An 18,649-nucleotide genomic window follows, 5' to 3' on the forward strand; every position below is an offset into this window, starting at 1 on the left:
GAACTCATCCCGATTGCGCTCCAACGCGGCAGCGTAGAGATCGTAAACACGTTCTGAGTGCGCTGGACAGCAACCACCCGGCCTCCCCCACGGCCAGCCGGTAATTCAGCAATCGCCCAGGCCACGCATCAGAGATCCACGGCCGTGTTGAGCCTATCGAATTGCAGCACCAGGCGCATTGCGATCCGAAGGTCGGTACAGAAAGACTCCCAGCGAGGATTGCCCGCGCGGTACGGCGAAGATATTCGAAAAACCGATTCAATCCGCTCATAGCTTGCGCCGACGGCCCACGCCAACCGTCCACGCATGTCTGCTGCCGCACATATCCACGCAAGCAGGTCGAGCCAGCATATAGCCCGCGCCGATAGCCTCCTCGGCTTCCACCTGGCCGCAACACGAACCAAGTATTCGGCCACGAGCTTCGCCGGCCCTACCCGGCACCAACAGGCGGGCGCCCCCAGCCCGCACGATCAAGCCCTGATCTGCCCGACTCACCGTGCCGCTTGTTTATTTCAAGCTTCGGAAAACGGCATCCTCTCAGCTGAGCACCGGGGAAAAAACCTTGAAATTCAAATACAGATGAGCATGAAATACACCTATTCGTTTATTCAAATCTCACCTCGTCGATTAAACAAAAATATAACTCAAAATAAAATTAACAAATTTTTCAAAAAAGTACTTAATAAAACATAAAGAAACATTTCACCCGGGAAAATCAATCTTGATTGACATTCACTCTCGCATCGAAGAATTTTTTTCCGGAATTTTTAAAAAAATTTCAAAAAAAAATGGAAAGTGGACTATTTTTTTCAATTCGGAAAAATTATATATGCCACACTTCAATTCAGATGGTTTCAAATTTCGTCAAAAAATATCAAATAATAAAAACATCAAACCATTTCAACCCGAAATATTATTCGATCAAGAAGTATTTGATACTCTAGCAAATCAGTCATGCATATTCATAAATCCATCATAAAAAAATTAGAAACCAAATTTTATTTCAAGACTCCACGCCTACGAAGCACTGATTTTGCTTTCTTATTTATTGCAACAATAATCGCACTTTTCTCTGAGGCGGCTCAGGCACAGACTTATTCATGCAACGGTATCTCAGAAACGATCAGGGTCACCATGCCCAGTTCTTTGACAGTGCCTCGTGATGCCGCTATTGGATCAGTATTGACACCTTGGATTTCGACTCCGGCAATCACCAATTACTATTCATGCACTGTCAGAAATACCGGGGTTGGCCCGACCTACAGATCCCTGCTGCCGACGGCAAGTGGAATCACCGTGAATGGCTCTAGCGGCGTCCCATATCAAGTTTGGAATACGAACGTAGCAGGTATAGGACTGGCAATCGGTGCTCGTGCATATATATCTACAAGAGATGCCAGATGTTCCGGCTGGTTCGCTTGGGGCAGCTTGCCCGCCATAAGCTCCAGCTGGGGGTATTCGGTATGTAGCTCCATCAACGGGTCAGCTCAAATGAACGTTGGATTTCAGCTGGAGTTTGCACTTGTGAAAACAGGTAATGTCACTCCTGGAACGACATCAAATTCTGCTGTAGTAGAAACAGCCTGGGCCGCAAAACCGTCGACTGGCTCACCCTCGGTCCAGGCGACATTCCACAAATTCGTCACACTGACTCCCGTCAATATCCGTGTTGCAGCTTGCGAGACGCCGGACGTGACCGTCAACATGGGGACCCATCTTCAATCAAAATTTTCCGGCGTGGGTTCGACTACGGCCTTTGTTCCATTCGACGTCAGGCTCAACGCCTGCCCAGCCGGTAACCTCAGCAAGATCCAGTATCAGTTCGACCCTGTCGGTGCCGTGGTCGATGCAAACAATGGAGTCATTGCTCTAACGAGCAACTCCACGGCTCGAGGCATAGCTCTCCAGTTGAAGGACAGCAATGACGTCCCGCTGAAATACAACACCAAATACACGCTGACTGGATACAGCAGTGCTGTCGGTGGCTCCTACAAAATTGGGCTCAAAGCAGCCTATCGCCAGACAGCAACGGCAGTCACACCTGGCCAGGCAGACGCTGTACTGACCTTTACGATGACTTACCTGTAAGGGATGCTCTGCATAAATCGGATCCAGGTGTGATAACGCTGGCGAGCCTCCTGCCACGCACGCCATAACACTCCAGATGCCCGTGTTTCGCGGACATCTGGCCTTTTCAGACGATCATTAAGTTGCGACGACCGGCTGCATCCGCCTTCGGGTCAGAGACCGTAGTACACACTGCCTTCCCCCGGCGCACGCATGCAGGCCTTGTTCACGCATCAGCCGCTCGATGGTGCAGCGGGCAACCGCTATACCTTCACGTTTGAGCTGACGCCAGACCTTGTCTGCGCCATAGACCTGCATGCTGCTTGCCACACTCTCTGGATCTCGGGCACCAGCTCCAGGTCGCGCTGCTCCCGACATGAGCGCAGCGCCGGGTTGTGCTGGCAAGCAGCGTGATGCCAATACGCCGATGGGGCGATCTGCAAGATGCGGCAGATCGACTCGACCCCGAACTGTTGGCGATGCTGGTCGACGAAAGCCTTCAGGACTTGATGCGGCGGCCCTGTTCCGCCTGGGCAAAAAAAGCGCTGGCCAGCTTCAGTATCTCGCTGACCTTGCGCAGCTCATTGACCTCACGCTCCAACTCCTTGACCCGCTGGGCTTCACTTGTCGTCACCCCATCTCGCACGCCGGCATCAACCTCGGCACGCTTGACCCATTCATGCAGCGTCTGCGGCACGCAGCCGATCTTGGGAGCGATGACTGCCCACAACGATGGGTACTCTGCACGGTGTTCCTGCACCATCCTCGCCGCACGCTCACGTACTTCGGGCGAGAACTTGTTCGACTTCTTCATAGCTCAATCCTCTCAGAGTGTTGAGCCTCCGTAAAACCCGAGGCGATTCAGTCTGAAGCGGTTGGGAGTGGATTTTGCTGGATGTCAGTGGATGAGAGTTGGTTAAAAACTCTCAATCCTGACGATGACTTACGAGGTTCCCTGGTGTTCGGTGGAAGACCCTGGAAAGTCGAAGTGGAGCGGGTGACGAGAATCGAACTCGCGTATCGAGCTTGGGAAGCTAGCGTTCTACCATTGAACTACACCCGCCCGGGTGCTGTGCTGCATGGTGCAGCAAAGTGCTGCTGCCATCGTACCTCAAGCCAGAACCTACGCAGGCAATTTGCGAGCAGCGGCGCAGAAAATTTTGTCGCCTGAATGGCCTTCGAAGCTTGGCGATACATAGGGGCAATGGGCTACCGGGTTCGCCCTGATTGCAAGATTAGTACAATTGTTCTGGATCAAAGACGTGGTCTTTGTGCCGTGCTGTGGCTTGCGGTCTTTGCACGCTGCCGTGAACCGGTTTCGTGATTGACCTGCGTACATTTCCTGATATCTCTTTGGCTTGCCATGCGCTGCAATGGGGCGCTATGGCTTATGCCTTCTTGAAACCCTGCTCTCGTTTATGAAGAACCGCTTCGGCCAGCCGGGACACTCCCCGGAGCATTCGCACAGGCTTGCTACCAGCCGGCGCGCTCGATGCCAGGCCCGGGCGGAGGCCATGGCGTGAACGAGCAGGCCTTGTATGACCTGGCTCCGGTGCTGGAGCTCATGGCCCTGGGCCTGCTTTTGGCCCTGGGCCCTTTGGCCTGGGTCTGGCTGCGCAAGCGCGAATCAGGGCCTGTGTCACGCCTGCAGGCCTTGTCGGTGCTGACCTTGTTTCTGACCTTTGATCTGGTCTTGTTCGGCGCCTTCACCCGCCTCACGGATTCGGGACTGGGCTGCCCCGACTGGCCAGGCTGCTATGGCAGCGCCAGCCCTTGGGGAGCCAAGAATCAGATCGCATCCGCACAGGCCGCCATGCCTACAGGGCCCGTCACCCATGGCAAGGCCTGGATCGAGATGATTCACCGTTATCTCGCGACCACGGTTGGCGTACTCATCATCGCCATGACGCTGCTGGCCTGGCGCCTGACCCGGACTCAGAAGCGGGAAGCGCGCATCCTCAACCCCTGGTGGCCTACCCTGGCCCTGGTCTGGGTCTGCCTGCAAGGTGCATTTGGCGCCTTGACGGTGACCATGAGGCTGTTTCCTGCCATCGTGACCATGCATTTGCTGGGCGGAACCGTATTGCTGGCCTTGCTGGCTGTACCCGCCTCGGGCCTGGGACTCGCGCAGCGCGGCCAGCCTCCTACACGGATCCCCCCAGGGCTGCGCCGCCTGCTGTGGCTGGGCCTGGGCCTGCTGCTTGTGCAGGCAGCCCTGGGCGGCTGGGTAAGCACGAACTATGCGGTGCTGGCCTGCAGCAGCTTTCCGACCTGCCAGGGAAACTGGTGGCCGGCCATGGATTTTGCCCAGGCCTTTGAGATCTGGCGCCCACTGGGCCTGCTCCAGAATGGCAGCCACATCAGTTTTGAAGGGCTGACGGCGATCCACTATTTACACCGCCTCGGCGCCTATGTGGTCGTGCCGATGCTGCTGGTCTTGTGCTGGCAGTTGCGGGCGGTGCCGGAGCTGGCACGCCAGCGCCGCTGGCTGGGCAGCCTGCTGCTGGCCCAGGTGCTGACCGGCCTGTCCAACGTGGTGCTGGACTGGCCTCTGGCAGCGGCGGTATTGCATACGGGCGGGGCTGCGGCCCTGGTGGCCGTGATTGTCTGGAGCCTGGCGATCAGCCGCTCCCAGGCGAAGAGCGCAGATGCTGTGATTGCGCGCGGGAAAGAAGTCTATGAGTGAACAAGCAAGCCTCCTGGCCGCGCCATCGCGCTGGTCCCAGTTTTATGCCCTGACCAAACCAAGGGTAGTGCAGCTCATCGTGTTCTGTGCCTTGATCGGCATGGTGCTGGCCATCCCTGGCTGGCCCAGTGCTGCTCAATGGCTGCACATGGCGGTTGCCTGTCTGGGCATCTGGCTGGTGGCAGGCGCGGCTGCGGCCTTCAACTGCCTGGTGGAGCGCCATATCGATGCGCGCATGAAGCGCACGGCCTGGCGGCCCACGGCGCGTGGCGAGCTCAGCAGCCAGCAGGCACTCGCATTCTCGGCTCTGCTGTGCACCCTTGGTGCTGCCATCTTGCTGGCCTTCACCAACCCGCTGACCATGTGGCTGACGCTGGCCACCTTCATCGGTTATGCTGTGATCTATACCGTGGTGCTCAAGCCTGCGACACCGCAGAACATCGTGATCGGCGGGGCCTCGGGCGCCATGCCGCCCCTTCTGGGCTGGGCCGCAGTCACGGGCCAGGTGGGGCCTGAGGCCTTGATCCTGTTTCTGATCATCTTTCTGTGGACGCCTCCGCACTTCTGGGCCCTGGCCTTGTACCGTGTGGAGGATTACCGCCAGTCCGGCCTGCCCATGCTGCCCGTGACCCATGGCAGCGAATACACGCGGCTGCAGATCCTGCTCTACACCGTAATCCTGTTCGCAGCCTGTCTTCTGCCCTTCATGTACGGCATGAGCTCCTGGCTTTATCTGGCGGTGGCCGTGGTCCTGAGCCTGGGCTTTTGCGGCTATGCGTTTGCGCTGTGGCGCAACTACTCGGACCAGTTGTCGCGCAAGACCTTTCGCTTCTCGCTGATCCACCTGAGCGTGCTGTTCGCGGCCCTGCTGGTCGACCACTACCTCTGGCTGGGCTGAGCCGCGTACACAGCCCGTTACTTGATCTGCCGCTTTTCGAGCTTGCGTGCCAGCGTGCGCCTGTGCATGCCAAGGCGCCTGGCGGCTTCCGAGATGTTGAAGTCGCTGTCCGCAAGTGTCTCGTGGATATGCTCCCACTCCAGTGTCTTGATCGAGGTCGGGTTGCGCGACAGCTCGGTATCGGTGCGGCCTTCCTGGCGCTCGAAGGCGGCCTCTATGTCATCGGTGTTCGAGGGCTTGGCCAGGTAGTGACAGGCGCCCAGCTTGACGGCCTCCACGGCCGTGGCAATGCTCGCGTAGCCCGTGAGCACCACGATCCTGGCCTCGGGATTGTGCAGATGAAGCATTTGCACGCAGCTCAGGCCCGAAGCCTGGCCTGCGAGCTTCAGATCCATGACCGCATATTCGGGGCGATGCTGCTGGAGCAGGCTGCCGACTTGCTCGGCACTGCTGGCATGCAGGACGCTGTAGCCGCGGCGCTCGAAGGAACGCGTGAGTGTGCGAGCAAAAGTTGCATCGTCTTCAACCAGGAGCAGGAGGCGGGGGCTTTCCATGATGAGTGTTTCAGGTCCCAGGTCTAGGAGCCTGGTTCAATCGCAATCGATGACAGGGGCAGACTTATCTCCACCTCGCTGCCACAGGGCTTGAGTTCGCGTATTTCCACACGGCCGCCCAATGAGCGCGCCACGTTGAGCACCAGGAACAGGCCCAGGCCTCGGCCTGGACGTCCGGTCTTGGTGGACAGGTGACACTGACCCAGTTTCTCGAGGATGTGCGGGGCAAAGCCCGGGCCGCGATCTCTGACGCTCAGGCGCAGGATGCCGTCATCGACACCGAGCTCAAGGCCTACGTAGGAGGGGGATGCTTCGGCAGCATTGTCGAGCACATTGCAAACCATTTGTGCCAGAGCGGTATCCGAGAGCATGGCAAAGTCCTGCCCGGCAGGCCGGTAGTCGAAATCTGCGACCTGGTGGCGGGTCTGCCAGTCGGCGATCACACCGTCCATGAAGCTGCGCAGCGTGGCCGTGCGCGGCATGTCGGCGCGCGTCTCGCCAGCCGACATGAGCACGCTGGAGACGATGGACTTGCAGCGCAGCAGTTGCTGCTGCATATCCTGTAGATCGGCAAGCAGGTCGGGGTCGCGCGCCAGGGCCGGCATATGCTGCCAGTCGCCCAGGATGACCGACATCGTGGCCAGCGGCGTGCCCAGCTCGTGCGCAGCGCCCGTGGCCAGCAGGCCCAGGCGCACGATGTGCTCTTCATCGCTGGCACGCTGGCGCATGTCGGCCAGGCGCGCATCGCGGCGACGCAGATTGGAGACGATGCGCCGCAAGAACACCACGATGAGCACCGTGGTCAGGCCGAAGCTGATGAGCACGCCAGCGAGATAAAGCCCGGGAAGATCCTGCTGGCTCGCAAAATTCATGGCCAGCGGCCTGTGGGTCACAGACAGCACCAGAGCACAGGCCGAGGTCGCCGCCACCACCAGCCAGGCATGTGTGGGCCGCAGCAGCACGGCCCCCAGAATTCCCTGCAGCAAAAACAGATAGATGAAGGGGTTGCCCGCGCCGCCGCTCAGGTACAGCTGTATGGCCAGGGCCAGCACATCGGCCAGCAAGGCTGCAAGCAGATCGCGCCCCGAGATCGGACGTCGGTGGCTGCGGTACCAATAGATGTAGCCAAGGTTGGCCAGCACGCTCAGCAAAAGCACCAAGGCCATGGCCGGTAGCGGCAGGGATATGCCAAAGCCGTAGTGCACCAGGGTGATGGTGATGATCTGCCCGATGACGGCCAGCCAACGCAGCTGGATCAGCAGATACATGTTCTGGCGCTCGGTGCTGCGCTCTACACGGGACAGGAAGGCGGATGGGGAGGCGGTAGTCACCAGCCGATTGTGGGCCAGGACCGATGGGCTTTGCGGATACCGACCTTGTTCGCAGCCCCTAGAATTTTGGGCTTTCATGCAAGAAATTCAGTTATGGCGGACAAAGTCGAGACCGTGGTCATCGGAGCAGGTGTGGTGGGGTTGGCGGTGGCGCGCGCCCTGGCGCTGGCGGGGCGCGAAGTCATGGTGCTGGAAAAGGAGGCCGCCATCGGCACCCAGACCAGCTCGCGCAACAGCGAAGTCATTCATGCGGGCATTTATTACCAGCCCGGATCACTGAAGGCGCGCCTTTGCGTCGAAGGCAAGAAGGCCTTGTATGCGTATTGCGCCGAGCGCGGCATTGCCCATGACCGCTGCGGCAAGCTCATTGTGGCCACGAGCCAGGCGCAGATCGAGCACCTGCACGGCATGGCCCGCCATGCACGGAGCAATGGCGTTGACGATCTGCACTGGCTGGATGCGGCCCAGGCCCGGGCCCTGGAGCCCGAGCTCAACTGCGCGGCCGCCCTGCACTCACCGAGCACGGGCATTGTCGACAGCCATGGCCTGATGCTGTCCCTGCAAGGCGATCTGGAAAACGCAGGCGGGATGGTGGCCTGTCACGCCCAGCTTCAAGAGGCCGAGGTCCGGGCCGACGGCATCTGGCTGAAGACGGCGGACGGCACCGAGCTGCTGGCCCAGACCGTGGTCAATGCAGCAGGCCTGCAGGCGCCCGATCTGGCCGCATGCATCAAAGGCTACCCACAGCAGTTGGCGCCCAAGGCCTTTTACGCCAAGGGCAGCTACTTCACCTTGTCGGGGCGGGCGCCGTTCTCGCATCTCATCTATCCCGTGCCCGAGGCTGCAGGCCTGGGCGTGCACTTGACCCTGGACCTTGGCGGCCAGGCCAAGTTCGGCCCCGACGTGCAATGGACGGACAGCGCCCAGGACTTGCAGGTGGATGCGCAACGCGCCCAGCTGTTCTACAGCGAGATCCGGCGCTACTGGCCAGGACTGCCCGAGCATGCCTTGCAGCCCGGCTATGCGGGCATGCGCCCCAAGATCCATGGGCCGAATGAGCCGGGTGCAGACTTTGTGTTCCAGGGGCCGCAGGCGCATGGCATTCCAGGCCTGGTGCATCTCTTTGGCATCGAATCGCCGGGCCTGACCAGCAGCCTGGCCATAGGGGCCCATGTGGCGCGGATCCTGGATGGCCACTGAGCTCAAATGGGCTTCGTCTTACATGAGTAAGGCCCTGGGCCAGCGCGGGCGAGGTGCAACATTTGGCTAAGATGTATCCATGCTGCACCTGAAAATGCCAGCGTAATCCGAAGAACGCGGGCGGCAGCTCCGCCAACGACTGCCGTCTTCCCTTGTTGCTTGAATAGAGAAAGGCTCACTATGTCGAAGTCGATTACCGATACCGTCTCCAACGCCCAGGCCGATCTGGAAAAGCTGGTGCGTGATCTGCGTGGCCTGCTGTCTGCACGCGAGCTGGATGCCGTGCCCGAGATCAACCTGCTGCGCCAGCGCATCGATGAAAGCGTGTCCAATGTGCGCGACACGGCCGTGCGTGCTGCCCAGGATGCGGCCCGCCAGGCACGCGATGCCGCCGATGCCGCCGACCGCTATGCCCATGACGAACCCTGGCGCGTGGCCGGCGCCGCCCTGGCCGTGGGCGCCCTGCTGGGCTTCATGCTGGGACGCCGTTAAGTTTTGACGCAGTCCCAAGGAAAGAAACCAGTGCGCTGGACTTCTCTGCTGGGCCTGGATGCCCTGATCGCACGCTGGCGTGCGTCAGTCATAGAGCTGGCGATTGCCGTCGAGGATCGCTCCGATCTGGCGCGCCTGGAGTGGGAGCAGCACAAACGCAGCATGCAGTCTGTGGTGATGCTGCTCATCGCCATGGGAACGCTGGGTGTGGTCTTTTTGCTCATGCTCTCGCTAGCGCTGCTGGTGCAGTTCTGGGACAGCGAGCATCGCGTGCTCGTCGCCTGGAGCCTGGCCGGTGGCTGGCTGCTGCTCTGGGCACTGGCCCTGTGGCGCCTGCTGCTCGCGGCCAGGCAACTGTCCCGCCCCTTCATGCTGACCCGCCAGGAATTGAATGAAGACTGGCAGGCTTTGAAGAAAAGGCTTTAGCCCATGAACAACGCTTCCACAACCCCTGCTGCAAAGCCCGCTGCGGCTGACAGGCCTTGGCCCGAGCCCACGCTGGCCCAGCAAAAGGTGTTGAATCGCATTGCCCTGCAGCGCGAGCGGCTTGCGGCTCGGGCCTCGGCCAGGGCCCAGGCCAAGGCCTTGAGCAAGAGCGCGGCCCAGGTATCCGCCGATGCTCCGTTGATGGAGCGCATCACGACGTTTGCGCGCCTGCACCCCATGGCCGTGGCGCTTGCGGGCGGCGCAGCCCTGATCGTGGGGCCGCGCAAGCTGATCCGCGTGGGCACGACCGTCACGCCCTGGGTGTTGCGCCTGATACAGCGCTACAACCGCTGAGGCAGGTTCAGCGCCTGCCTCATTGCACGCCCGTCGCCCTCTTATCGAGGGCGACTTTTGTTTGGGGCCATGGCTCATGACCCTGGGTTCTGAGCTATTGACGAAACTGTCTGGAAAGCCGCTCCGCCGGACGCCCCAAGCCACTCTCTCGCGGATACAGTGCCAGGCTGTACTTCAGCTATGAGGCAAGGCTTTCCATGTTCACCAAGCGCGCATTCCTTCACCGCAGCCTGCTCGCGGGCGCCACCGCCCTGACCCTGCTTGCAGCCCAGGCTCAGGCCCAGGACAGGCCCATCAAGATCGGCGTGACCGCCGGACCGCATGCACAAATCATGGAGCAGGTGAAGAAGGTGGCCGACAAAAGCGGCCTCAGGCTACAGATCATCGAGTTTGGCGACTATGTGCAGCCAAATGCGGCGCTCGCGGCCGGCGACCTGGACGCCAACAGCTACCAGCACCGCCCCTATCTCGATGCCCAGGTCAAGGACCGCGGCTACAAGATCGCCTGGATCGCCGATACCGTGAACTTCCCCATAGGCATCTACTCCAGAAAGATCAGGCAGCTGGCCGAGCTGCCCCAGGGCGCCAGGTTCGGCATTCCCAACGACCCCACGAACGGCGGGCGCGTGCTGTTGCTGCTCCAGGCCCAGGGGCTGATCAAGCTCAAGGAAGGCGCAGGCCTCAAGGCCACGCCGCTGGATGTGGTGAGCAATCCCAAGAAGCTGCGCTTCGTGGAGCTGGATGCAGCCCAGTTGCCGCGCTCGCTCGACGATCTGCAGGCCTCGGCCATCAACACCAATTTCGCGATCTCGGCCGGGCTCAACCCCAAGACCGATGCCATTGCCCTGGAGGATGCGAAAAATCCCTATGTGAACATCCTGGTCGCGCGCGAGGCCGACAAGGCCAGGCCCTGGGTGGCCCAGCTCATCCAAGCCTACCAGTCGCCCGAGGTGCGCGAGTTCATAGACCGGCAGTTCAAGGGCTCGGTCGTGCCGGCGTTCTAAGCCTGGTACTTTAGACTTAAAAAGAGAGCTGCAAGCGCTTGATAGGCCTCATATTCAGATGGTTTTCAGCATGAATATGAGATGAGGCAAGCGCTGGCAGCTCCTATTTTTGATGACTCAGCTTTCCAGCACCCGGAAGTAATCGGCCAGCGCCGCGCGCTCGGTGCAGGTGCGGTTGACCGCAGCCTCGGGATCGGGCCAGCCCAGGGCCAGGCCGCAGACGATGTGTTCGGACGAGGCAAGCCCCAGTACGCGGCGCACGGTCTGCGGGTAGCTGGCCAGCGCGCCGATGGCGCAGCTGCCCAGGCCTGCGGCAGCGGCAGCCAGCTGCAGGCCGTAAAGACTCATGCCCAGGTCCATGTAGCCGCCCGCGCCAAAGCGCTGGTCTATGGTCACGACCAGGGCCACGGGCGCATCGAAGAAGCGGTAGTTGCGCGCGAATTGCGCATCACGCCCCGCACGATCGTCGCGCGCCACGCCCAGGGCCCCGTACAAGGCCTGGGCCGAGGCCGCCTGGCGCTTGCGCAGACCCATGGGCATGGGCCGGGGGAAGTAGGCATAGTCCTCTTGCTCAGGAGCTCCTGCCTGCCAATCGGCCAGCAGGGCCTGGCTCAGCGCTTGGCGCAATCCACCGCGCACTTGCAGAAAATGGCCTGGCTGCAGATTCGCGCCGCTGGGCGCACGACGCGCCTGGATCAGCAGCGACTGCAGCAAGACATCGGGCACGGGCTGCTGCAGATAGGCGCGCATGGAGCGGCGCGCGGTCAGCAGTGCCTCATGGGCCTGCGATTCTGGGGACATGGGTTCAGAGATGGGCATTGCTCTTGCGGATTCCTGTCGATTCATGCTGCGCGCTGTGCCAGGCAAGCCGCACCAATGCCGCCCGCGCCCGCAATCGCAGCCAGGCCCAGAGCGCCAGCAGGCGCATCGCGCAACTGACTGAGCATGCGCACCAGCGCAATCGCACCCGAGGCCGCGATCGGATGGCCGCGGGCCAGGCCGCCGCCCTGGAGATTGATGTCCTCAGGGGCGAGGCCCAGAGCCTGGGCAAAGTCCAGGGCCTGGACCGCGAATGCATCGTGCAGCTCGATGGCCTGCAGCTCGCTCGCGGTCAGCGTGTGGCGGTTGAGTGCCGATGCGCCGCGTGCCAGCACCTGGCCTGCAGCGAGGGCTGCGGCCTGCAAGGGCATCTCCGGCCTGTGGCCTGCCGAGGCGCTGGCCAGCCAGTAGGCCTGGGGCCTGAGCCCATGGCGCGCGCAGGCCGCCGGCGTGGCCAGCAGCACCAGGGCTGCGCCATCGGCCTTGGGTGAGATGCAGGGTGTGGACAGGCCATGGGCGTCCAGCACATCGCCCGCCTCCCCTGCCCCCGATCGCGCCACCAGCGGCATGCGCGCCATGCGCCGAGGCTCAAGCGCACGCGGATAGGCATCGTGCGCGAGGCCGGCGATGGCCGTGATCTCCTGCCCCAGCACAGCCTGGTGCGCGAGTGCGCGTGCATGGCTTTGCCTGGCATGGGCTTGCTGCCGATCACGCGTATGGCCGTGGCAAAGGGCGTAGTCGGCAGCCGCCTGGAGCAGATCGGGATCGCGTTCGGGATCGGGCGCAAAGGCCGGGCGCTCATAGGGCTGTGGCTGCTCGCCCGCATGGCGCGGGCGCGTCTGGCGCAGGGGCGCGCGGCTCCAGGCTTCGGCGCCGCCGGCGATCACGATCTCGGCCTGGCCCGAATGCAAAAGGCCTACGGCCAGCGCAACACTGTCCAGACCCGAGCAGCACTGGCTGTCCACACTATGGGCGGCGCAGCGGTCGTCCAGTCCCGCAGCCAGGGCCAGCATGCGTGCGGGATTGCCGCCAGCGCCCAGGGCATTGCCCAGGACCACGGCATCGACGGCGGCGGCGCTCAGACCTGTGCGCTCCAGCAGGGTGCGCAGCACGGGGGCGGCCAACCCATGCACCTCCATCTGGCTCAGAGCCCCGCCCACGGGCGCCACGGGGCTGCGGGACCAGGCCACAAAGGCCGGATTCGAGGTCGGCGTCATGCGAGGAGCACCAGCGCAGGGCATGCGTGCCGCGCCTGCTGAGCGCCCTGAGCCTCGTGCCCGCTTGCGTTGCGCAAAGACCTTGCCAGCTGGCCATGGTCGGTCTTGCCGCTGGCCGTGAGCGGCCAGGCCTCGCAGCTCCACCAGTGGCGTGGCAGCTTGTAGGCCTCCAGCCTCAGGCCCAGCCAGCGCGCAAGCTGCTCGCGGCCCGGGGCCGGGTCCGTGTTCTCGAAGTCATGCCATTGAATCACCACGTGCAACTGCATGCCACGCAGCGCATCGGGCAGGCCGTGCACACTGGCCTGGGCAATGGCCGGGTGCTGGGCCAGCAGATTCTCCAACTCCTCGGGAAACAGGTTCTTGCCCTGGGTGACCAGCATGCGGCTCTCGCGTCCCGCAAGACAGAGCCGGCCTTGCGCATCCAGATGACCCATGTCGCGCACGCTCAGCCATTCGCCATCGCGTAGGGCGGCCGTGCCGTCGGCCGGGCCCACATAGTCCATGAAGAGCATGGGGCTGCGCATGAAGATCAGCCCGTTGCGTCCTGGGGGAAGCACTTGCTGCGCGTCCCGGATCTCGATGTCCACATTGCTGAACGGCCGGCCCACGGCCTGGGGCGGCGCATTTTCATCGGCATCCATCCAGGCCACGAAGCTGGCTTCGGACGCACCGTAGAACTCCACGATGCGCGCCCTCGGGAACAAGGCCTTGAGCGCCGGCGTCTGGGCACGCATCCAGCGCGCGCCGCTGATCATGATCAGCTCCACCTGCGCAATGGGCGCAAGCTTTCTGTGCTGAGCCCATTGCAGCATCAGCAGCAGCTGGCTGGGCACGGCCACCAGACAGGGAGCAGCCCCCCGGGCCAGCCAGGAAAGACAGCGCGGGGCGGAAAACTTCTCCTGCAGCACCGCCGTCTGGCCGAACCACAGGGCCTGCATGACGCCGAACAGAAACAGCGAGTGCGAGATGCGCCCGGGGGCCAGCGTGGCCTGGGCAGCCACGGGACCGAAGTCCTTCAGACAGACCTCAAAGCTCTCGGTCCATGAGGCATGGTTGCGCATAAAGCCCTTGGGCAGACCCGTGCTGCCCGAGGTAAAGCCCGTGTAGAACGCACACTCCGGTGTGGCCGCGCTGAGCTCGCTGGGCGCGCTGGGCAGCCAGCCCTGGATGCGCTGATGCACGGCAGCCGGCCAGTCGCCATCGGCCACGGCCGCACAGCGCCCGCTGTGGATGATGGCCAGAAACTCGGCAATGCGCTCCAGCAGGGTGTGGCGCGCCTCCAGCAACAGCATGGCCGGTGCGCGTGCGGCAATCAGGGCCGCAGAGCGTTCGAGCACGGCTGCATGCAGCCGGGCAAAGCTCCATTGCCCGGCCTCGCTTTGCAGGGCGATCGCCTCGGGCTTTTGTGCCGCCCAATGGGCCACAGGAGCGTGGACCAGGTGTTGCAAATCTTGAAGGCCTTTAGCCATTGCGGCCGCCAAAGCGCCAGTCCGGCATGCCGCGCGCAATGGTGTGGACGATGAGCGCGCAGAGCACGCATTTGATGAGATCGCCGGGCACGAAGACCAGGGTCGCGGCCAGGGCCTGCATGAAGCCGAGCTTGGCCAGCAGCATCAGGCCCAGCACGCCGAAGGCATGCAGGCTCAGCAGGCCGCCGAGCACCGCTGACGCAAAGGCATTGAAGGCAATGCGCCGCGCACGCGCCGGACTCGCGAAGTCGCCCTGAGGCAGGGCCTGCATGACAAGCCCCGTAATCCAGGCCGCAGGCGCATAGCCGAGCAGATAGCCAGCCGAAGGCGCCATGAAAACCCCGATCCCGCCCCTGCCCCCTGCGAGCAACGGCAACCCCAGGGCCACAGCGCCGAGAAACAGCGCCATGGCCTGCAGACCGCGCCAGGGTCCGAGCATGGCACCGGCCAGCATCACGCCCAGGGATTGCACGGTAATCGGCACGCCCAGAGGCAGGTCGATCTTGGGGATCAGACCCATGACGGCCATCAGGGCAGCAAACAGCGAGACCTGGGTGATGGAATGGGAAGCGTTGCGAGAGACGGATGAGGGCATGGGCGTTGTGAAGGTGAAGACAGGGAAGGTTCGTGAAAAGCCGTGGCAAAGCCCGGGACCATGTGCCTACTGGCCCAGCCTGGCCCAGAGCGCATCCGCCACGCGGCGCGATGTCTGAAGCATTTGTATGGTCAGCGGCGCCAGCAGCCGCAGCCCGCCGGCACGGCCCGTACGCAAGCGGTGGGCATCATCGAGGCGCTTCCACTGCACGAAAAAGTGCTCGGTAAAGCGCAGCATCAAGCCCAGTTGCAGAGCCAAGCGGCCGGAGTCCAGGCCCAGACGCTCGAAAGGCTGCAGCAGCCGCTCCAAAACAGCGATCAGGTCGCTGGGGCGCGTGCTCACGGTCAAGGCCACGCCCAGCGTGGACGCACAAAACAGGCGCAGTGCGCTGCTGGCCGCCAACGCATGGTTGTGCATCCATAGATGAAAGCCCGCCACCAGCAAGGCTGCCACCAGCACCGAAAGCATGAGCTTGCGCGCCACGCGTGTGGCCTGACCCAGAGAACACCAAAGCACGATGCAGCCCAGGCCCGCAAGTGCCAGCAGCCAGGGAGAACGCAGAAGAAACAGGCCCGTGCCCAGCACGGCCATGAGCAAGAGCTTGAGGCCGGCGCTCCAGCCATGCAGCCAGCTGCCTTGCTCGCTGTACAGACTGCCCATGCTCTAGCCCTGCCCATCCTGAGTCGAGCGGCTCTGGCCCAATCTCTGCGCCACATCGGCCTCGTAGGCCGTGCAGACTGCCTGGCCTGGCCCGTCGGCACGGATCTGCCCTTTGTCCAGCCACAGCACTCGCTCGAAATCACGCACATGGTCCAGCACATGGGTGGAGACCAGGATTTGCTGTGGTGCAGCCGCAATATCGCGTGCGAGAGCGGCCTGGCCAGGAAGGTCCAGGCTCGCAAAAGGCTCGTCCAGCAGCAGCACGCCGGGGGCTGCGATCAGCAAGGACAGCCAGCAGACCTGCTGGCGCTGGCCCTGGCTGAGCCCGGCCACGGCACGCGGCGCCCAGTCGGCAAGCCCGCGTTCGGCGAGCAGCGCGCGCGCCTTGCCCCTGGCCGCCTGCCTGGACAGGCCTGCAGGCCGCAGACCCAGAGCCAGCTCCTCCTCGACGGTGGGAAAGATGATCTGGTCATCCGGGTTCTGGAACATCAGCCCCACCAGGCCCGGGCGTCTGGCCCGTACCTGGTGCAAGTCCTCGCCGCCCAGCAGCACCTGGCCGGACTGGGCCTGCTCCAGCCCGCACAGCAGACGCAGCAGACTGGTCTTGCCCGCGCCGTTATCGCCTATGAGGCCTATGCGTTGCTCGCTCAAGACCAGGTCCAGCCCCGAAAACACCTGGGTGGCGCCACGCCTCAAATGCACGCCAAGCAGCCGCAGCCCGCTGGCTGGCAGTTCATGGCGGGGCGACGCGAGAGAGGTTGGAGAAAGCGGCATCGAAGCAGAAAGAGAGCGATTGCTCACGGTTCAGGCATTGAGGAGAAAGGAGTCTGGCAGTCGTGAAGAGCTGGCAGGAGGCGGATTCTAGCAAGCAGTTGCAAGCCTCTCAAAACCGGCGATAAATGTTTTTTCCATAAGAAATCAAAGACTTATGGAGCCCAAAAACAGGCTTCAGATGTGCGCCTGAGAAACATGCAAATGCCCGCAAATGGCGGCAAATTCCAGCGTGAACGCGGGCTCGCACGCGATCAACACCTCTTCATCACTTAAATGCATCCATTTATGAGTTCAAAGCCATTGGAATTGAAAATAATTGAAGACAAATGAATGAAAGATAAACGATCTTGAAAGAAAAAGACCAAATAGAGCACAGAAAACCCCTGCCCTGCAAGCTGCAAACCATGGTTCGGCCCTTGCCATGGCCTCCACAGAGCCTGCCCATGTGCGAAAAAACTCATGCATCCAGAAAAAATGACCTTGGACAATGCAGGGGGACCCGAGGCGCATAGGCTGCATGTCGCAGCGTCAGAAAACCAGTCACGGGTGTGGCTGGACAGGGCTGTACATCACTGTTTTTCGAGGAGTAGCACATGAGCCAGATCAAAGTTGCCGTCATCGTGGGCAGCCTGAGAAAGAATTCATTCAACCGGCGTCTGGCCCAGGCTCTGGCACTGCTGGCCCCTAAGCCCCTGGTTTTCGAGGAGGTCTCGATTGCCGAGCTGCCTCTTTATGACCAGGACGCCGATGGCAATGAAGCCGAGCCGGTGAAGCGCTTTCGCATCCAGATCCAGGAAGCCCAGGCCGTGCTGTTTGTCACTCCCGAATACAACCGCTCGATTCCCGGCGTGCTCAAGAATGCTCTCGACCAGGGGTCGCGCCCTTATGGGAAAAGCGTGTGGACGGGCAAGCCTGCCGCCGTCATCGGGGTTTCCGTGGGCGCCATAGGCACAGCCCTCGCACAGCAGCACTTGCGCAATGTGCTCGCTTATCTGGACATGCCGACCTTGGGCCAGCCTGAGATCTTTCTGCAGGCCAAGGACGGCTTGTTTGCCGATGATGGCCAGATAGGCGCAGGCAGCCGGGACTTCATGGCTGGGTTTCTACAGCAATTTACGGCCTGGGCTCAGCTGTATCAGCCTTGATATGGAGAGCACTGCCGGGCACCGCGCCGGACTCGGCCCGGACAAGCTCCGGGGCTGAGTCCTCGCCAGGCCCTTGACACAGGAGAGCCCCAGCCGGGAGGCTCGACGAAGATCACTGGGGGCTGCTACGTCCCTGTGGGCTCTTCACGCCAGAGTGCGGCAAGACTAGTCTCTGCCATCACATATTCCCCTTGCGCAGTTTGCTGCCAGAACATGCTTTGAAACCCCGCGTGGGCCAGCCCCCCCGGCCAGTCCGAACGCGGAAAATGCGGCACGCCGGACAATAGCGCGGCCACATCCGCTCTGGCCTCATGATCGGCCAGCCATGGCGCGAGGATGGGCTCGCAAGCCTGGTTGATGGCCTCGGCAGAGCCGCCATGAGCCGCACGCCAACGCACAGCCCAGGCCGGATGAAAGACCTGCCACAACTGCGCCACCGAGGCCTCTATCCGGCCGCGCAAGTCCGGCTTGGCAGAAACCTGTCTATCCCAGGCATGCTGCACTACAGCGCTCAGCAATCTGGCGAGCCAGAACTGCCAGTCACGGCTGGAGCGCTGGCCTGTCAGCCACTGCTGCTCCAGCCATCGGCGCGGCGCTAGCTGATACACCATCAGCGGATGGCCGCGCCCGATCTGGTCGCTCGAGGGGACCATGACCCCGATCACATACTGCGCCCCCGAGAAATCCAGTTGCCCGGGAGCGAGCACAAAAGCCACGGGCAAGGAGTTGCCGGCCTCTTCCATGCATGCCTGGGCACTCAGGTTGAGCCACAGCTCGCGGCTCATGCGCCGCCGCTTCGGCAGCCTGGAGCCCGTCTGCCACTGCAGCGCAAACCAGTTTTGCCACTGCTGCGCTTGCTCTCCCTTGACCTGTATCTGAATAAAGTCGGCATGCGTAGGCAGCTTGCCCCACACGGCTGGATGGGACACGCCAGGGCCGATGAAGTTGCTCAACATGC

General features: G+C 62.3%; 19 protein-coding genes, 1 tRNA gene, 1 pseudogene and 1 other annotated feature. Of the genes and pseudogenes, 10 read left to right on the forward strand and 11 right to left on the reverse strand.

The window, feature by feature from the left end; genetic code table 11:
• The first annotated feature begins 306 nt into the window (after nucleotides 1-306).
• Both G486_RS23845 and G486_RS23250 read left to right on the forward strand, forming a co-directional pair.
• On the forward strand, nucleotides 307-693 hold the full coding sequence (locus tag G486_RS23845; RefSeq protein WP_156919814.1) for a hypothetical protein: 387 nt from the start codon (nucleotides 307-309) through the stop codon (nucleotides 691-693).
• Between the two features lie 261 nt (nucleotides 694-954).
• On the forward strand, nucleotides 955-2,088 hold the full coding sequence (locus G486_RS23250) for a fimbrial protein (protein WP_084454924.1): 1,134 nt from the start codon (nucleotides 955-957) through the stop codon (nucleotides 2,086-2,088).
• Between the two features lie 142 nt (nucleotides 2,089-2,230).
• Here G486_RS23250 and G486_RS23255 read toward each other — a convergent pair.
• Nucleotides 2,231-2,881: pseudogene (locus G486_RS23255) on the reverse strand (IS3 family transposase); the annotation flags it as partial.
• Nucleotides 2,496-2,612, reverse strand: a sequence feature (AL1L pseudoknot). It overlaps the preceding pseudogene by 117 nt.
• A gap of 175 nt (nucleotides 2,882-3,056) precedes the next feature.
• A tRNA-Gly gene (locus tag G486_RS0100410) sits at nucleotides 3,057-3,130 on the reverse strand.
• 456 nt (nucleotides 3,131-3,586) lie between these two features.
• On the opposite strand from G486_RS0100410, the gene G486_RS0100415 reads away from it, so the two are divergent.
• Nucleotides 3,587-4,753, forward strand: a complete 1,167-nt coding sequence (locus G486_RS0100415) for a COX15/CtaA family protein (RefSeq protein ID WP_027013751.1) — start codon at nucleotides 3,587-3,589, stop codon at nucleotides 4,751-4,753.
• Nucleotides 4,746-5,651 (forward strand): heme o synthase, encoded by a 906-nt coding sequence (cyoE, locus tag G486_RS0100420; RefSeq protein WP_027013752.1) that lies wholly within the window; start codon nucleotides 4,746-4,748, stop codon nucleotides 5,649-5,651. Before G486_RS0100415 ends, cyoE begins: the two co-directional genes overlap by 8 nt.
• 17 nt (nucleotides 5,652-5,668) lie before the next feature.
• Here cyoE and G486_RS0100425 read toward each other — a convergent pair whose 3' ends face one another.
• Nucleotides 5,669-6,205: a response regulator transcription factor gene (locus G486_RS0100425; RefSeq protein WP_027013753.1), complete on the reverse strand. Its 537-nt coding sequence runs from the start codon at nucleotides 6,203-6,205 to the stop codon at nucleotides 5,669-5,671.
• A 23-nt stretch (nucleotides 6,206-6,228) separates the two neighbouring features.
• Entirely contained in the window at nucleotides 6,229-7,473 is a 1,245-nt protein-coding gene (locus tag G486_RS0100430) for an ATP-binding protein (RefSeq protein ID WP_051302959.1), read from the reverse strand.
• Between the two features lie 156 nt (nucleotides 7,474-7,629).
• On the opposite strand from G486_RS0100430, the gene G486_RS0100435 reads away from it, so the two are divergent.
• The 5 genes from G486_RS0100435 to G486_RS0100455 all read left to right on the forward strand — a co-directional run bounded on the left by G486_RS0100435 (nucleotide 7,630) and on the right by G486_RS0100455 (nucleotide 11,012).
• Nucleotides 7,630-8,736 carry an NAD(P)/FAD-dependent oxidoreductase gene (locus tag G486_RS0100435; protein ID WP_027013755.1) on the forward strand — a complete coding sequence of 369 codons (1,107 nt, stop codon included), beginning with the start codon at nucleotides 7,630-7,632 and terminating at the stop codon, nucleotides 8,734-8,736.
• Nucleotides 8,737-8,916: 180 nt separating this feature from the next.
• Nucleotides 8,917-9,228, forward strand: a complete 312-nt coding sequence (locus G486_RS0100440) for a DUF883 domain-containing protein (RefSeq protein ID WP_027013756.1) — start codon at nucleotides 8,917-8,919, stop codon at nucleotides 9,226-9,228.
• Between the two features lie 30 nt (nucleotides 9,229-9,258).
• The gene (locus tag G486_RS0100445) at nucleotides 9,259-9,654 is read left to right on the forward strand and encodes a phage holin family protein (RefSeq protein ID WP_027013757.1); all 396 of its coding nucleotides are present in this window, start codon (nucleotides 9,259-9,261) and stop codon (nucleotides 9,652-9,654) included.
• Between the two features lie 3 nt (nucleotides 9,655-9,657).
• Complete coding sequence (locus tag G486_RS0100450; protein ID WP_027013758.1) at nucleotides 9,658-10,008, forward strand: hypothetical protein; 351 nt, start codon at nucleotides 9,658-9,660, stop codon at nucleotides 10,006-10,008.
• Nucleotides 10,009-10,205: 197 nt separating this feature from the next.
• Nucleotides 10,206-11,012: a MetQ/NlpA family ABC transporter substrate-binding protein gene (locus G486_RS0100455; protein WP_027013759.1), complete on the forward strand. Its 807-nt coding sequence runs from the start codon at nucleotides 10,206-10,208 to the stop codon at nucleotides 11,010-11,012.
• A 117-nt stretch (nucleotides 11,013-11,129) separates the two neighbouring features.
• On the opposite strand, the gene G486_RS0100460 is transcribed toward G486_RS0100455, so the two are convergent.
• The 6 genes from G486_RS0100460 to G486_RS0100485 all read right to left on the reverse strand — a co-directional run bounded on the left by G486_RS0100460 (nucleotide 11,130) and on the right by G486_RS0100485 (nucleotide 16,546).
• Complete coding sequence (locus tag G486_RS0100460; RefSeq protein WP_211233737.1) at nucleotides 11,130-11,813, reverse strand: nitroreductase family protein; 684 nt, start codon at nucleotides 11,811-11,813, stop codon at nucleotides 11,130-11,132.
• A 41-nt stretch (nucleotides 11,814-11,854) separates the two neighbouring features.
• On the reverse strand, nucleotides 11,855-13,048 hold the full coding sequence (locus tag G486_RS0100465; RefSeq protein ID WP_027013761.1) for a thiolase family protein: 1,194 nt from the start codon (nucleotides 13,046-13,048) through the stop codon (nucleotides 11,855-11,857).
• Nucleotides 13,045-14,517, reverse strand: a complete 1,473-nt coding sequence (locus tag G486_RS0100470; RefSeq protein ID WP_027013762.1) for an AMP-binding protein — start codon at nucleotides 14,515-14,517, stop codon at nucleotides 13,045-13,047. The genes G486_RS0100465 and G486_RS0100470 overlap by 4 nt, the downstream gene beginning before the upstream one ends.
• Nucleotides 14,510-15,112, reverse strand: a complete 603-nt coding sequence (locus tag G486_RS0100475; RefSeq protein ID WP_027013763.1) for a biotin transporter BioY — start codon at nucleotides 15,110-15,112, stop codon at nucleotides 14,510-14,512. The genes G486_RS0100470 and G486_RS0100475 overlap by 8 nt, the downstream gene beginning before the upstream one ends.
• Nucleotides 15,113-15,178: 66 nt before the next feature.
• On the reverse strand, nucleotides 15,179-15,772 hold the full coding sequence (locus G486_RS0100480) for an energy-coupling factor transporter transmembrane component T family protein (protein WP_027013764.1): 594 nt from the start codon (nucleotides 15,770-15,772) through the stop codon (nucleotides 15,179-15,181).
• Between the two features lie 3 nt (nucleotides 15,773-15,775).
• Nucleotides 15,776-16,546 (reverse strand): energy-coupling factor ABC transporter ATP-binding protein, encoded by a 771-nt coding sequence (locus G486_RS0100485; protein WP_027013765.1) that lies wholly within the window; start codon nucleotides 16,544-16,546, stop codon nucleotides 15,776-15,778.
• 593 nt (nucleotides 16,547-17,139) lie between these two features.
• Between G486_RS0100485 and G486_RS0100490 the strand changes: the two genes are divergently transcribed.
• Complete coding sequence (locus G486_RS0100490; protein WP_027013766.1) at nucleotides 17,140-17,691, forward strand: NADPH-dependent FMN reductase; 552 nt, start codon at nucleotides 17,140-17,142, stop codon at nucleotides 17,689-17,691.
• Between the two features lie 125 nt (nucleotides 17,692-17,816).
• On the opposite strand, the gene G486_RS0100495 is transcribed toward G486_RS0100490, so the two are convergent.
• Nucleotides 17,817-18,647, reverse strand: a complete 831-nt coding sequence (locus G486_RS0100495; protein ID WP_027013767.1) for a TagF domain-containing protein — start codon at nucleotides 18,645-18,647, stop codon at nucleotides 17,817-17,819.
• Between the last annotated feature and the right edge of the window lie 2 nt (nucleotides 18,648-18,649).

The organism is Comamonas composti DSM 21721, assembly GCF_000429845.1.
GTDB lineage: Bacteria > Pseudomonadota > Gammaproteobacteria > Burkholderiales > Burkholderiaceae_C > Comamonas > Comamonas composti.